Annotated in this window: 14 protein-coding genes; 13 read left to right on the top strand and 1 reads right to left on the bottom strand. The window is 37.4% G+C overall.

Features of this window, described 5'->3' with window-relative positions; genetic code table 11:
* The first annotated feature begins 13 nt into the window (after positions 1 to 13).
* The 8 genes from rfbA (at position 14) to KA713_13955 (ending at position 8,243) form a co-directional block, all read left to right on the top strand.
* A complete protein-coding gene (gene rfbA, locus KA713_13990; GenBank protein UXE65577.1) occupies positions 14 to 898 on the top strand; it encodes a glucose-1-phosphate thymidylyltransferase RfbA in 885 nt (294 codons plus the stop codon).
* Positions 898 to 1,446 (top strand): dTDP-4-dehydrorhamnose 3,5-epimerase, encoded by a 549-nt coding sequence (gene rfbC, locus KA713_13985; GenBank protein ID UXE65576.1) that lies wholly within the window; start codon positions 898 to 900, stop codon positions 1,444 to 1,446. The genes rfbA and rfbC overlap by 1 nt, the downstream gene beginning before the upstream one ends.
* A gap of 2 nt (positions 1,447 to 1,448) precedes the next feature.
* Positions 1,449 to 2,456 carry a dTDP-glucose 4,6-dehydratase gene (gene rfbB, locus KA713_13980; GenBank protein ID UXE65575.1) on the top strand — a complete coding sequence of 336 codons (1,008 nt, stop codon included), beginning with the start codon at positions 1,449 to 1,451 and terminating at the stop codon, positions 2,454 to 2,456.
* Between the two features lie 38 nt (positions 2,457 to 2,494).
* Positions 2,495 to 3,607: a GDP-mannose 4,6-dehydratase gene (gmd, locus tag KA713_13975; protein ID UXE65574.1), complete on the top strand. Its 1,113-nt coding sequence runs from the start codon at positions 2,495 to 2,497 to the stop codon at positions 3,605 to 3,607.
* The gene (locus KA713_13970; GenBank protein UXE65573.1) at positions 3,607 to 4,539 is read left to right on the top strand and encodes a GDP-L-fucose synthase; all 933 of its coding nucleotides are present in this window, start codon (positions 3,607 to 3,609) and stop codon (positions 4,537 to 4,539) included. The genes gmd and KA713_13970 overlap by 1 nt, the downstream gene beginning before the upstream one ends.
* Before the next feature lie 55 nt (positions 4,540 to 4,594).
* Entirely contained in the window at positions 4,595 to 5,758 is a 1,164-nt protein-coding gene (locus KA713_13965; GenBank protein UXE65572.1) for an O-antigen ligase family protein, read from the top strand.
* Positions 5,759 to 5,848: 90 nt separating this feature from the next.
* Positions 5,849 to 7,273 (top strand): hypothetical protein, encoded by a 1,425-nt coding sequence (locus KA713_13960; protein UXE65571.1) that lies wholly within the window; start codon positions 5,849 to 5,851, stop codon positions 7,271 to 7,273.
* 10 nt (positions 7,274 to 7,283) lie between these two features.
* On the top strand, positions 7,284 to 8,243 hold the full coding sequence (locus KA713_13955; GenBank protein UXE65570.1) for an FkbM family methyltransferase: 960 nt from the start codon (positions 7,284 to 7,286) through the stop codon (positions 8,241 to 8,243).
* A 59-nt stretch (positions 8,244 to 8,302) separates the two neighbouring features.
* On the opposite strand, the gene KA713_13950 is transcribed toward KA713_13955, so the two are convergent.
* Complete coding sequence (locus KA713_13950) at positions 8,303 to 9,142, bottom strand: hypothetical protein (protein UXE65569.1); 840 nt, start codon at positions 9,140 to 9,142, stop codon at positions 8,303 to 8,305.
* A 435-nt stretch (positions 9,143 to 9,577) separates the two neighbouring features.
* On the opposite strand from KA713_13950, the gene KA713_13945 reads away from it, so the two are divergent.
* Genes KA713_13945 through KA713_13925 form a run of 5 tightly spaced genes read left to right on the top strand, consistent with a single transcriptional unit; the run spans position 9,578 to position 14,480 of the window.
* A complete protein-coding gene (locus KA713_13945; GenBank protein ID UXE65568.1) occupies positions 9,578 to 10,603 on the top strand; it encodes a glycosyltransferase family 4 protein in 1,026 nt (341 codons plus the stop codon).
* The gene (locus KA713_13940) at positions 10,603 to 11,745 is read left to right on the top strand and encodes a hypothetical protein (GenBank protein UXE65567.1); all 1,143 of its coding nucleotides are present in this window, start codon (positions 10,603 to 10,605) and stop codon (positions 11,743 to 11,745) included. The genes KA713_13945 and KA713_13940 overlap by 1 nt, the downstream gene beginning before the upstream one ends.
* Positions 11,705 to 12,661, top strand: a complete 957-nt coding sequence (locus KA713_13935) for a glycosyltransferase family 2 protein (GenBank protein ID UXE65566.1) — start codon at positions 11,705 to 11,707, stop codon at positions 12,659 to 12,661. Before KA713_13940 ends, KA713_13935 begins: the two co-directional genes overlap by 41 nt.
* A 6-nt stretch (positions 12,662 to 12,667) precedes the next feature.
* Positions 12,668 to 13,438, top strand: coding sequence for a WecB/TagA/CpsF family glycosyltransferase (locus KA713_13930; protein UXE65565.1), 771 nt, complete (start codon positions 12,668 to 12,670; stop codon positions 13,436 to 13,438).
* A 10-nt stretch (positions 13,439 to 13,448) separates the two neighbouring features.
* Positions 13,449 to 14,480 carry a dehydrogenase gene (locus tag KA713_13925; protein UXE65564.1) on the top strand — a complete coding sequence of 344 codons (1,032 nt, stop codon included), beginning with the start codon at positions 13,449 to 13,451 and terminating at the stop codon, positions 14,478 to 14,480.
* Positions 14,481 to 14,492: the final 12 nt, after the last annotated feature.

The raw sequence follows: 14,492 nt of genomic DNA, 5'->3' as shown, positions 1-14,492 counted from the left end.
TAAATTTCAACCAATGAAGGGAATTATTTTGGCAGGCGGCTCAGGCACAAGGCTTTACCCTCTCACAAAGTCTGTTTCGAAGCAGATGCTTCCTATTTATGACAAACCAATGATCTATTACCCATTGTCGGTTTTGATGTTGGCCAACATTCGTGAAATCCTGATTATTTCTACCCCTCAAGATTTGCCCTTGTTTAAAAATCTATTGGGCGATGGTTCTGACTTAGGTCTAAAACTCGAATATAGAGAACAACCTTCACCCGATGGTTTGGCTCAAGCGTTTTTGATTGGCGAATCTTTTCTTGGAAACGATTCGGCCTGTTTGGTTTTGGGTGATAACATTTTTTACGGTTACAATTTCTCCTCCCAGCTAGAGCAAGCCAATCAATTAACAAAGGGTTCAGTCGTCTTTGGATATTATGTGAATGATCCGCATCGCTACGGGGTGGTCGATTTTGATGATCAAGGTAGGGTGCTCTCCATTGAAGAAAAGCCTAAAGAACCCAAATCCAATTATGCCGTAACAGGGTTGTACTTTTATGACAATACAGTCGTTGAAAAGGCAAAGAGAATAAAGCCATCTCAGCGAGGAGAATTAGAAATTACAGACTTGAATAAACTTTATTTAGAAGAGGGCACACTTCAAGTTAAATTATTGGGCCGTGGCATGGCCTGGTTGGATACCGGAACACACGAATCCTTAATTAGAGCTTCTACTTTTGTAGAATCGATTGAAGAAAGGCAGGGACTAAAAATTGCTTGCTTAGAAGAGATATCGTTTCGCAAAGGGTATATTTCAAAAGAGAAATTGTTAGAGTTGGCAAAACCGTTATTGAAAAACCAATACGGACAATATCTGGTAAAAGTAGCCAATGAAAAAGTAATCAAGTCTGCCTAATGAATATTGTTGAAACAGGATTTGATGGATTAGTCGTATTGGAGCCGAAGGTGATTGAAGATGGCCGCGGCTATTTTATGGAGTCGTATCGGTACGATGTGCTGAAATTCAAGGGAATTGATTTCCATTTTATTCAAGACAATCAATCCAAATCAAGAAAAGGGGTGCTGCGCGGGCTTCATTATCAAAACGCACCCTATCCACAAACTAAATTGGTTCGCGTACTTTTTGGTGAAATCTTAGATGTAGTAGTGGATTTAAGGAGGGAGAAATCAACTTTCGGTCAGTCATTTTCAATTCAGTTATCAGCCGAAAGCAAAAAACAACTTTTGGTGCCGAGAGGATTTGCCCATGGGTTTTTAGTTCTGAGCGAGGCAGCAGAAATTTTGTATAAGTGCGATGAGTTTTATCATCCTGAGGCGGAGGGAGGAATTATGTACAATGACCCTGCACTGAAGATCAATTGGGGCATGAGCGAAAAAGACCTCATTCTTTCGCAGCGCGACCAGAGTCATCCAACTTTAGAGAAAGCAATTTTTAATTTTTAGTAATGAAAACTTTATTAGTAACGGGAGGAGCAGGGTTTATTGGTTCGAATTTTATTGTTCACTTTTTAGAAAAGTATTCAGACTACAAAGTTGTTAATCTTGATGCACTCACCTATGCAGGCGATTTGAACAATCTAACTGAAGTGGAAGGTCACGTACGCTACATTTTTGAAAAGGGCGACATTTGCGATCGTGCCTTTGTTGAAAATTTGTTTAGCAAATATCAATTCAATGGAGTTGTTCACTTCGCTGCTGAATCGCATGTAGATAATTCGATTGAAGGGCCTGAAGCTTTTATAAGAACCAATGTGTTTGGCACTTTCACATTGTTGGATGTGGCCAGAAAAGCCTGGATGGAAGCTCCTTTCAAATTCAAAACGGGATTTGAAGAAAACCGATTTTTACACGTATCCACCGATGAGGTATATGGTTCACTTGGAGAGGACGGGTTGTTTTCGGAATCAACGGCCTACGCACCTAATAGCCCGTACTCAGCCTCAAAGGCAAGCAGCGATTTTATGGTGCGCAGTTATTTTCACACTTATGGGTTGAACGTAGTAACTACAAATTGCTCTAATAACTACGGCCCTAAGCAGCATAAAGAGAAATTGATTCCAACCATCATTCGCAAGGCATTGGGTGAGCAGCCGATTCCTATTTACGGTGACGGAAAAAACATAAGAGATTGGCTATACGTGCTCGACCATTGTACGGGCATTGCGTTAGCTTTTGAAAAAGGAAGAGCTGGCGAAACCTATAATATTGGCGGAAGAAATGAGCGTAACAACAACCAAATTGCCGATCGAATTTGTTCGTTATTAGACAAAACCAGGCCACGTAAAAATGGCAGTTCCTACAAGGAGTTAATCACCTTCGTAAAAGATCGAGCGGGCCACGACAAGCGTTATGCCATTGATGCCTCAAAAATTGAAAATGAATTAGGGTGGAAGGCTGAAGAAGTTTTTGATACGGGAATAGAGAAAACAATCAATTGGTATTTGACGAAATAGTGGTATCAAACATTTTTTAAAATTTAAATCCATTCAAGTTGAAAAAGGCACTTATAACCGGCATAACAGGACAAGACGGAGCTTACCTAGCAGAACTTTTGCTGTCAAAGGGATATGAAGTTCACGGCATTAAAAGGCGCAGTTCGCTGTTTAATACGGACCGCATTGATCACCTTTATCAAGATCCTCATGAGAAGAATCTAAAGCTCAAACTACATTATGGAGACCTGTCGGATTCAGGCAATCTTATAAGGATTGTGCAAGAGGTTCAGCCGGATGAGATTTACAACCTTGGAGCGATGTCGCACGTAAAGGTTAGTTTTGATTCTCCAGAGTACACCGCGGATGTAGATGGAATTGGAACTCTACGCCTGTTGGAAGCCATTCGAATTCTTGGGTTGGAAAGAAAGACCAGATTTTACCAAGCATCTACCTCTGAGCTTTATGGACTGGTACAACAAGTGCCGCAGAGCGAAACAACACCGTTCTACCCCAGATCACCTTATGCAGTCGCAAAACTCTATAGCTATTGGATCACCGTAAATTACAGGGAGGCCTATAACATTTATGCGGGCAATGGCATCCTATTCAATCACGAGTCACCCTTGCGGGGAGAAACATTCGTAACTAGAAAAATAACTCGGGCGGCTTGCCGGATAGCTTTGGGGCTACAGCAAACGATGTTCATGGGCAACATAGACGCCAAGCGCGACTGGGGTCACGCTAAGGACTATGTAGAAGCAATGTGGCTAATGCTACAACAAGACAAAGCAGATGATTTTGTAATCGCCACGGGAGTAACCACAACGGTAAGAGAATTTATCATCAAGGCATTCAAGGAGCTTGGAGTTACCCTTCAATTTTCTGGTGAAGGAATAAATGAGACTGCTGTGGTTGTTAAATCTGACAACAAAGGCTTTAATTTAAAGGAGGGGCAAGAAGTAGTAAAAATAGATGCAAAATATTTCAGGCCAACCGAAGTGGAGCTACTGATTGGGGACCCAACCAAAGCAAAATCAAAATTAGGATGGAAACCAAAATACGATCTAGATTCCTTGGTGAAAGAGATGGTAGCAAGCGATTTAGAGTTATTCAAACGCGATCATTACCTGAAGCAAGGCGGCCATAAAATTTTCCAACACCACGAATAATGGAAAAGTCTTCCAAAATATATGTGGCAGGTCACCGAGGTATGGTGGGCTCTGCCATTGTAAGAAAACTACAGGCAGAGGGCTACTCGAACATAGTGCTTCGCACCTCAAAGGAACTTGATTTAAGGAATCAAAGTCAGGTTGAGAATTTTTTTGCTGCCGAAAAACCTGAGTATGTTTTTCTTGCTGCAGCCAAGGTGGGTGGCATCATGGCCAACAACACCTATCGCGCAGATTTTTTGTACGAGAATTTGATGATTGAAAGCAATGTCATTCATCAGAGCTATGTCCATCAAGTAAAAAAACTGTTGTTTCTTGGATCTTCTTGTATCTATCCAAAACTGGCACCACAACCACTGAAAGAAGAATATCTCTTATCAGGGTATTTAGAAGAAACGAATGAGCCTTATGCGATCGCTAAGATTGCAGGCATAAAATTATGCGAAAGCTATCGCAGGCAGTATGGCTGTAACTTCATCAGTGCAATGCCTACAAACCTGTACGGACCGAATGATAATTATGATTTAGAAAAGTCACATGTTATACCAGCATTGATTAGAAAATTTCACGAGGCAAAGATCAACAATGCACCAACGGTTGAAGTTTGGGGATCTGGGAAGCCCTTGAGGGAGTTTATGCACGTAGATGATTTGGCGGATGCATGTTTGTTTTTGATGGATAACTATTCAGACGTAGGCTTTGTAAACATTGGTTCAGGCCAGGAAACTTCAATTCAAGAACTAGCGAAAATTATAAGCCAAATCACTGGTTTCAAGGGTGAGATTCGATTTGATAATTCCAAACCTGATGGGACTCCCCAAAAGTTACTGAGCACGAAAATATTAAAAGATTTAGGTTGGGATCCGGAAGTCCAATTGGAAAAAGGGTTAATAGAGACTTATAGAGAAGCCGTAAGTAAAACATTTTTGTGATTGCGATACTTAAGACAGAAACGCTTTCATTAAGGTGAAAACGGTAAATCATAAAATGCAAAATTACTTTTTAAGCAAATCCGACACTTATTTGAATAGCGAATTGATACCCAATCATTACGAAACTTGGGCATTGATTTTTGTTTCTTTCGTGATTCCTATTAATTCCATTGCACTAAGTAATGTGGCAATCTTGTTTTGGGCACTGAGTGGTTTGGTTGTTTTTTTTTGGAAAGAGAAGAGCATCTTGCCATTCAAAGCCAATGTGCTTTTGTATGTAACCCCTTTGTTTCTTTATATTCTGAATGTCTTGAGCCTCTTCTCATGCGTCTCCCTTGATTGTAAAAATTTGAATTTTAATTTTCTTGAAAGGCATCTTTTCTTTTTGGCCTATCCATTGCTGCTTCTGTTTACCCAGCGATTGAGCGAAAACGATGCAAGAGTAGTAATAAATTGGATGGGATTGTCTTTATTGGTACAGTTAATCCTTATCGTTAGTTTGAAAGGCTATTCACCTGTAGACCACCCTTATTTGGGTATGTTTTCGGCATTCTCTTGCTTGACTTCATTGCTTGTTTTTTTCAAGGAGCGTTCCTTCCCTCACTTAATAATGGGAGCAATGATGATTGCTCTATTGATACTACTTAATGCAAAAAATGCTTTGGTGGTCACTGCAATTATGCTTTTAATCATCCTTTTTTTATATAGAAAAGTTTATCTTATCGTTTCATTGTTAGCGATTGTAATTTTGGGACTTATAGTGCTTTGGCAGTCAGATTTACTGAATCTATTAAGTCAGTACGGAAAAGCTATTATTTACATTAAAACATTTTCGTGGCGGTGTTCGTGGCAAGCATTTACAGCAGCAGGCAATTATTGGATTGGGGTAGGAATTGGTAATTCAGAGGAAGCGTTGGCGAAGGTTTATCATACGTACCCTGATTGGATTGCTTACATGGGGTATAATAGCCATAATCAATATCTGGAAACTCTCTTAGCTAGTGGCATTCTCGGCTTGCTGTTGTTGATACTTTGGTTCGGGCTGATTATTCGCGAAGCAATTTCAAGGAATATCATGAACCTATTGTTTCTGGTTGTCATATTTATGCTTGCAAGCATAACGGAATCAACCCTTTGGAGGCAAAAAGGAATTCTTTTTTTGGTATTCTTTTCTATCATTTTAATAAAAATGAAACGGACCGCGATAAATCATAACTGAAACTTTTTATTTAAAGTACCACTAGATTTGATGAAGGCAATCGTTGTTAGTTCCGTTTTTCCTTAAAACTTTACATTAAATTTCAATTTTGTGAGCCGTGGTAAGATTTGGGCCTTTTTAGAAAAAAGTTTAAGTGATTTTCGTAATCATAGGAATGAGTTTGGTTTATTTGCAACTATTAAAAGTGCGATTGGTTATAATGAGACCCTACTGTATTCGTTGGGAAGCAAGATGTGGATAGCTCTCTCTTCTTTTGTAAGCGTTATGCTTATCACATCTTTTTTCACTTCTGAAACACAAGGTTATTATTACCTGTTTAGTAGCCTAATTGTTTTCCATGGATTATTTGATATTGGATTTAGTTTAGTATTAATCCAATTTGTTAGTCATGAATGGGCCAACCTTTCCCTCAGCCCTGAGGGTGTCATTAAAGGCTCACCAGAATCGTTGACAAAACTTCAAAATTTGGTTAGATTAGGTGACAAGTGGTATTTGTTTGTCGCTACTGCATTTCTTCTAATCATCGGAATTGGTGGTATTTGGTTTATCACCTCTGAATCATCTTCAGAACAGAATGATACTATCATGGTACCTTGGATTTTGCTTGTCACAACAACCTCTTGCTCTATTCTTCTCTCCCCTAAAAAGGCACTTCTTGAGGGCTCGAATAATATAAAGGAGTGTCAAAAGATAATCCTTTTTAGCTCAATGGTAAGTTCGCTAGTAGGCTGGGTTAGTATTGTGATTGGATTAGAACTATATACAATGTTTGCTATCAGTTTAGTAAATGCTTTATTGACCTTGTTGTTGATTTATAAACCAATTTTGCCATTTTATCAAATAAACAAGTCATACAATGTTTCAGGATACTCCTTTAACAAGGAATTTTGGAATCAGCAGTGGCGCGTGGGGATAAGCCTATTGCTTGGATATTTTCTTTTTCAAGCTTTTACTCCACTGGCCTTTAAGCTAGTCAATTCTTCAGAAGCAGGCCGGATAGGGGCAACAATGCAACTATATAATATGGTTAACTTGGTTGGAATCACTTGGGTAAACATAATTGGCCCAAGGTTGGGAATTTTAAGTGCTCAAAAGAACTATGGGGAAATTGAAAGACTGGTAAATAGAACGCTCTTGCGCAGTATTTTAATGTCTGGATTAATGTTTGTGTTTATTTATTTTGTCCTTCTTATTATGCAATCTTTAAATTTGAAGCAATTGAGTAGATTTACGGATTTTTATACACTAGGTTTTATCTTACTGACAGGCGTTGTTATACAAGTATCAAATGTGATGGCAACAGCTATTCGCTTTCAGAAAAAAGAGCCCTTTATGATTCCAACCTTAGTTTCTTCCTTTTTAATGATTGCAATCAGTATTTTCACGGTAAAATTTTTAGGCCCTATGGGCATGGGTTTTACCTTCTTTTTTGTAATCAGTCTGATTTTAGTGCCATGGGTATACTTTATTTACAGAAGCGAAATGAAGAAGTTACAAATTGAGAGTAAACTATAAATGATCCAAAATGAAAAGAAACAAGCTTACTGTTATTGACTTATTTTTTTATCCATTCTTAGTTCCAAATTTCCTGTTTTTGAAGACTTTAGTAAAGAGACAAATTAGTCCTAAGGATGTTAGTTACAACCTGTTTAAAAATTCACTTTTCATAAAAAGACTGAATTGTACTATTTCGAAGAAAAATAACTTTTTTCTCTTGCAAGGCCTTAACGATATATATGACCTAATGGAATTGTGCAATGCCGAATTTAAAATTGACGAGAATGATAAAGTGACCGTAAATATTCAGGGCTTGAATATTTCAATTAATTTTTGGGAAGAGATTAATATTATGAAAGAAATATTCAAAGATGGCGTTTATAATGTTGAGACGAATGACAAATTTGTGTTTGTTGATATTGGAATGAATGTTGGTATGACTAGTCTTTTCTTCTCGAAGAATCCCAATACTATCAAGACGTATTCATTCGAGCCATTTCCCAAAACATATGAGTTCGCCAGAAAGAATATCGACCAAAATCCTTCATATGCACCTAAAATAAATTCGTTCAATTATGGTGTAGGCGAAACGAAGGAAGAGAAGTCAATAGATTATTTTTTGGATTATAAGGGTAGCGTGGGCACAGATGGAATCCCCGATAGGGTTTTAGACGATAGCGTGAAAGGCAAAATGACTTCGGAAAGAGTTGTTTTAGAGAGCGCTGAAACTGTTGTAACGAAAATTCGAGGTGAAAACCCAGGGCTAAAATTGTATGCTAAAATTGATTGCGAGGGAGCTGAATATGGCATCTTAAAACAATTAAGTGACAAAAATTTGCTTAAAGAGTTTGAGCTAATAATGATGGAATGGCACAATGAGGGTCCAGTTGAATTGGTCGAGATTTTGAAAAAGAACGGATTTATAAGTTATTCTTTTTGGCCTAACAACAATGATATTGGAATGATTTACTCCTTTAGGAGTAGTTAGAATCTCTAATAAAGGAGAGTCTGAGGAAAAGAAGCAAAGGAAACCCTAAAGTTTTATTGTTAAAGGATGACCTTTCTTGGATGGCCTGCCTTTCCTGATATGGTGAAATATCGTGGGGGTTCATAATGGGTTTCTGGAGTGAATGGACCTTCAAAACAATCGTTCACTAAATCTTCGCGTACGAAGAACGCATTAACCCCCGTGAAACAACATGCAATCAACTTATATCCCTTTTTCAAACCCAACTTATACAGAGATTCGATACTCGCACCAAAATTACTTGACCGATCCCACATGATGGAGCGATCATATGGTACAACGAATTCGCAACCCGGGCGGAAAATGGCGTTGTATTCGATGACTACTACTCGTGGCTTATATGATGTAATTGCGTCCCATATATAGTAATCATTCCGGTCGATGTCAATCGATATCAGATCAAATTCCAAAGGAACGTTAGACGCTTTAAATATGCCCTCAATGTTCTCAGCCGTGACAAAATTGCAGACCGCCTTTAGTCGGTTTGCTGAAATGGTTTTAGAGAATTTGTTTTTGATTGATTCGATGTTTTTTAGGCTACCATCAATCCAAAAACCACTCCATCCTTTGTATAACAAGTACGTAGTATTAGTCTCATCGCCTGCCTCAACTCCAAATTCAACAAAGAACCGATTTGTCGTTCCAATTCTTTTAAAGATTTCCTCAATTATTCCGTCCTCTCCGTTTTGCGAAAAAGCCTGAAACTCATAGCGATTTAATTTGTTGGCATATTGGTATTTTGGGTTATCGTGTAAATTTCTTTGCAAGTAATCGTCAATTAAGGTTTGACGCATTGCTAATCCGTATTCTCCATGTAATGCACGGCCAACTTTCTCGATGATACTTTTGACTATTCTCATTGCTTCTTCCTTTTACCTGTCTAAGGCTTATGAAGTAATCCGCCTCAAATTAGAACTATCGGTTCATAAAAAAAAACGGTCGAAAAAAAATAATTTTACCAGAAGCCATCTCAAAAATAGATTTTAAGGATTTTTTCAAGTAATTGGCTTTTAGGCGAAGTGCTTTTTGAAGCTCATACCAAGGAGAGCCTGTGCAAAAAAAGCAACGAAGCATATAAGTCAAGGTACTTTTGAGATGGCTTCAAATTTGATTTATTCAAAATCTCCATATTCCATCAGAGGCTAAAGGGGATAAGTAAATATCTTAAAAGAATAGAGGGATAAAGTAGAATAGCCAATAAGTATAATCTAGACTTCGGGTTAATATTTGTAAAATTACTACGTTTGTGTTGAATTTTTTTGACCATTAAAAAAGAATAAAATTGCTTACAGAAAATGAATCGAAATGATGTTTTGATTGCGGGTCTTCACTGCGGAAATCTTTCAGAAAGCGCGGGATTTGAACAGGTAGCAACGCTATTGCCTTTCGATTATATTGATGCCAATCAATTCTGGTTTGCAAATTCCGAATTTGGCACCATACCTAAAAAATTAAATCTTCTGACTTACGAAGCTGCCCTAAGATTACGTGGAAGTAGGTACCAACTCATTCATTTTCTTTTGCCAGAGGTTCACCTCACATTTAGCCTACCGTCAAGTAGTAAAATTGTTAAAGTGGGCACCGTTCATTTGCCCTTAGATGTTTTTAAGGAGCAAAATTTGAATAAGCACGGCTATGTTATGAAGCTTCGGAAAAATGCTTTCGACAGACTCGATTCTATCATTACCCTTACACGATCTAATGAAGGCGAAATCAGAGAGTTGTTTCCACAGGCAGATGTTAAATTTATCCCTCATGGTGTATATGATTTTTCTAGCTTTTTTTTAAGCCAAGCTCCCGCTGAAGAAGATGTGTTAAACATAATTACAGTCGGAACCAATTTTCGTGATTTAGAAATGTACAAGGCACTTGCCTCTTATGCCAAGGCTGAAGGAAGGAAGTGGAAATTTCATCTTTTGGGAGCTTCGAAATGGAGACCCTTTTTGATAGGATTGGAGAATGTTAAAATTTACCCATATTTAAACGAAAAGACTTATCTTACGTTGCTAAGCCAATGTGATATCCACCTCCTCCCTTTAACATTTGCAACAGCAAACAATGCTTTGTTAGAAGCACATTCTGTGGGGGTCCCTTCGATAGTCAGTAAACTTGATAGTGTTAAAGATTATTCTTTGAGTACGACTTCATTTTTCGAAGACATTCACTCTCTTATAGAAAGCATATCTGCGTTTGAAAGCTATAATCAATCAACGCGTTTAAAATTAAAAAAAACAACACTTGAGGAAGCCAAGAAATTTCACTGGGCCGAAATTGCATCAAGCTTAGAAAGCTATTATCAACAACTTTTAGATTCAATATAATGTGGTTCTTACCCATTTTATTCTTTCTTTCCCCAATCCTATTTGTGTTGACGGGCGTAAATGTAAATGACCCAATTTATGGCTTGTTTGTTTTGTGTTTAGGGCTTCGCCCTCTAAAAGGAGATAGAATATCCTTCCCTAGGAATTTGATTGCAATCTCGCTTACTTTTTTCATTTTAATAGCATGTGGAATAGGAGTGGGCTTCTTCAATGGTTACCAAAGCAGCATAATTTTTACGGAGGCGTTATACTACTTAAAGCCTGTTATTTTTCTTTTATACGGCTATTTTTATTTGAACGAAACCAGCTTTAACAAGCTGACTTTTTTTGGTTTTTGGATAGTTGTAATTGGAAGTTTAGTTTACTTTTCAAATCCGCCATTCTTTATCGAAAAAGCAATTGAAAAAGCCCATGAAGTACAAGGCGTTGGTCATTTTTATGCTATACATCATACAATGCTTAGAAACTCCTCTTTACTTCTTTCACCTCTCGAAACCGGTTATGTACTTTTTTTTATGACAAGTTACCTGTATGCTTATAAGCCTTTTAAACACCCTAATTTTTATTTTATTGTAAGTGCATCGTTGTTGGTTCTAACATATACTAGGTCTGTAATTATTGGATTCATACTTGCGTTTGTTCTATTCAAGCTCCTAGAGGCAAATGTTATCAAGAAAATATACTTCTTATTTTTGTTCATAATTATTGCCATTTTCGTAGGCATTATCTACCTGAATCAGTTAGCATTAATCTTCATTCAAGATGGTTCTGCGGTTTTGCATTTAAGAAACTTGACCGAAGGAGTATGGGTTATTCTTGATCGCCCGTTTGGCTACGGAATAGGTTATTCAGGTTTTGGAAGCCTACAATCTACTACGGATAAATTTTATTCTGAGGGCTCCTTTTTTACTTCAATCATTGAAAACGGTATTTTATTTCTTTTTTTCTACATTTGCATTTTTTTCTATTTGAATCAGGTGTCCAGAAATAAACTCCTTCCTATATACCTTGGTTTTTTAACCGCATCCATGTTAATACCTATTGGATTTTCTACCATTTTTAACTGTCTTTTTTTTTCGTACTTGGGAATAATTATAAAACGTGAGAAATCAACCGAAACGGACAGCAGTAGTAATAGTTAATTGGAATGGTTTCGCGGATACTATTGAAGCGATTGAAAGCTTTAAACAAGATTTGCAATTGGAATATGTTTTTATAGTTGATAATGGATCAACTGATAATTCAGTAGAGGAAATTGTCAAATATTTTAATAGAAGAAAAATCAACCCTGTAATTTTTTACGAGAGGGAAAATGGAGATGAGCCTTCATTCAATGAAAATTCTCACTATTATCTGCTATCCGGAAGTAAGAACAGAGGCTTTGCAGGAGGCAATAATTTTGCCCTTCGTCTTTTCTGGCACCAGATTTCATTCTCTTACTTTTGGTTGTTAAACAATGATACAGTGATACTTCAAAACTCGCTTAATGAGTTGATTTCTTCAATTGAGTCAGATGATTCAATTGGCTTTGCGGGATCTGTAATTATGGATTACACAAATAGAGAATCAATTCAATGCTGTGGCGGTAGGCTGCTTCCATATTTTGGCGTCGCTAAAATGATTTGTAAAAATGAACGCATTGAAGAAATCACGGAACTTAAAGCATGTAAAGCAGATTATCAAAGTGGAGCTAGCCTTTTGGTTAAAAGGGATGTAATAGAAAAGATTGGATTATTGGACGAAATGTTCTTTATGTATTCAGAGGAAGCTGACTGGCAGCTACGTGGTCGGCAAGCAGGTTTCTCAAATAGGCTTTCAATGAAGAGTCTTATTTATCATAAAGGCACAGTTAGCACTAAGGGGAGGCGGCATCTTTTTTATTACTACTATAATAGGGGCTCAATCCTGCTAACTCGGAAACATTTTAATCTTTTTGCATGTATCGTTGTGCCCTTTTTTTTAGCAGGAATTACATTTATTAGAAGTTTTGGTAGCGTCAAAAACTTTTTTTTTGGTTTGCGTGGAATTTTAAGTGCGCTTTTTGTAAAAATCAATTAATAAGTTGTGGTAAAGGAAGTTGCAATTTTTGATTTTGATTTCAGGTGTTCAAACTCCTATGATGAAATTGCGGACGAAGTTATCCGTTTTGACGGAACAAATTCTTCGAAGAATCCATTTTTAATAACGCCTAATGTTGATGACGTTGTTAATTGGAACAAACCAGAGTACGCTATTCTCAAAGAAGAGTTTAAAAAATCGGCTTTTGTTTTGGCCGATGGCCAACCTCTGGTTCTGTTTAGCAAATTGATTGGAAAAAATTTGATAAGGCGAATGCCGGGAAGTTCATTATTCCCTTTTATCTGGTCTCGGATAAAGGAGAAGGGATACCCTGTGCTTTTGATACTGGCTAGAAATGAGATTTGCGAATGGTATGAGAAAGACTATGAACTATGTAAGACTTATTTTCCGCCTGTGTTTGATTCCAAGGATACTACTCAGATTAAAAATATTGTATTCGCTTGCAAAGAAAGTATTGAGAAGTTTAATCCATATTTTGTATTTATTGGCATTCAATTCCCAAAACAGAATATCCTTGCCCTAGAACTCTTCAGGAGCATATCAGTCAAGCGAATGCCTTTGTTTCTTATGTTGGGTGCATCAATGGAATTTTATTCTGGCCATTTGAAAAGAAGCCCAAGGTTTTTTCAGCAAATTGGATTGGAATGGTTTTATCGATTTTGTCAGCATCCAAATCGATTATTCAAGAGATATTTTATTAATGATATGCAGATTTTCAAGATTTTTATAAAGGAGTTTATAAAAAGTAAAAACTAAATTCATAATTATGCGACAGCCCATTTATCGATCGAAAGCACCATTACGAATTGGCCTGGCAGGTGGTGGTACAGATGTCAGCCCATACTCTGATCTTTATGGAGGAAGTATACTAAATGCAACAGTGAGCCTTTACGCGTATGCATCAATAATTCCCAGGACTGATAAGAGGATTGTATTTAGAACATTTGATAGAGGAGAAGAATTGGAAATTGAGGCGACCCAAAATTTGCAAATTGATGGGCAGTTTGATCTTTTTAAGGGTATTTATAATAGGATTCTTAAAGACTTCTTAAAAAATCCGATAGGATTTGAACTTTATACTTTTGTCGATGCCCCTGCTGGCTCAGGGCTCGGAACATCATCAACTCTTATGGTTGCTGTTTTAGGCGCATTTGTGGAGTGGCTTAACCTACCGTTGGGTGAATACGACATCGCTCACTTGGCTTTTGAAATTGAAAGAATTGACTTAGGTATGGCCGGTGGAAAGCAAGATCAGTATGCCGCCACTTTTGGTGGATTTAATTTTATGGAATTTTTTGGAGAGGATAAAGTGATTGTGAACCCCTTGCGGATAAATGAGGATTATATTCATGAATTAGAGAACAATATTGTTCTTTACTATACAGGTACCAGTCGACTCTCTTCAGAGATTATTAAGGCTCAGCAAAAGAATGTTTTGCAAAAAAACAATGAATCAATTGATGCCATGCATAAATTAAAGGAACAGTCGATTATGATGAAAGAAGCCCTGCTTAAGGGACAACTCAATAAGATTGGTGAGGTTTTGAATTTTGGTTGGCTTCATAAGAAAAACATGGCATCGGGGATTACAAATCTAGTATTAGATAAAATTTATGAGGCAGCTATGAGCGAAGGCTCTATCGGTGGAAAAATTTCTGGTGCTGGTGGTGGTGGTTTTATGTTTTTCTTCTGTCCGGATAATACGAGATATAAAGTGATGAATAAATTATCCGAGTTTGGGGGTGAGGTTAAAAACTTTAGTTTTGTGGACAAAGGCCTAACTTCTTGGCAAGCTTAACTTAACAATAAA

It is taken from the genome of Chryseotalea sp. WA131a (assembly GCA_025370075.1).
Taxonomy (GTDB): Bacteria; Bacteroidota; Bacteroidia; order Cytophagales; family Cyclobacteriaceae; genus ELB16-189.
Note: the sequence above shows the minus strand (reverse complement) of the source record. Positions and strands in the feature narration are given on the sequence as shown.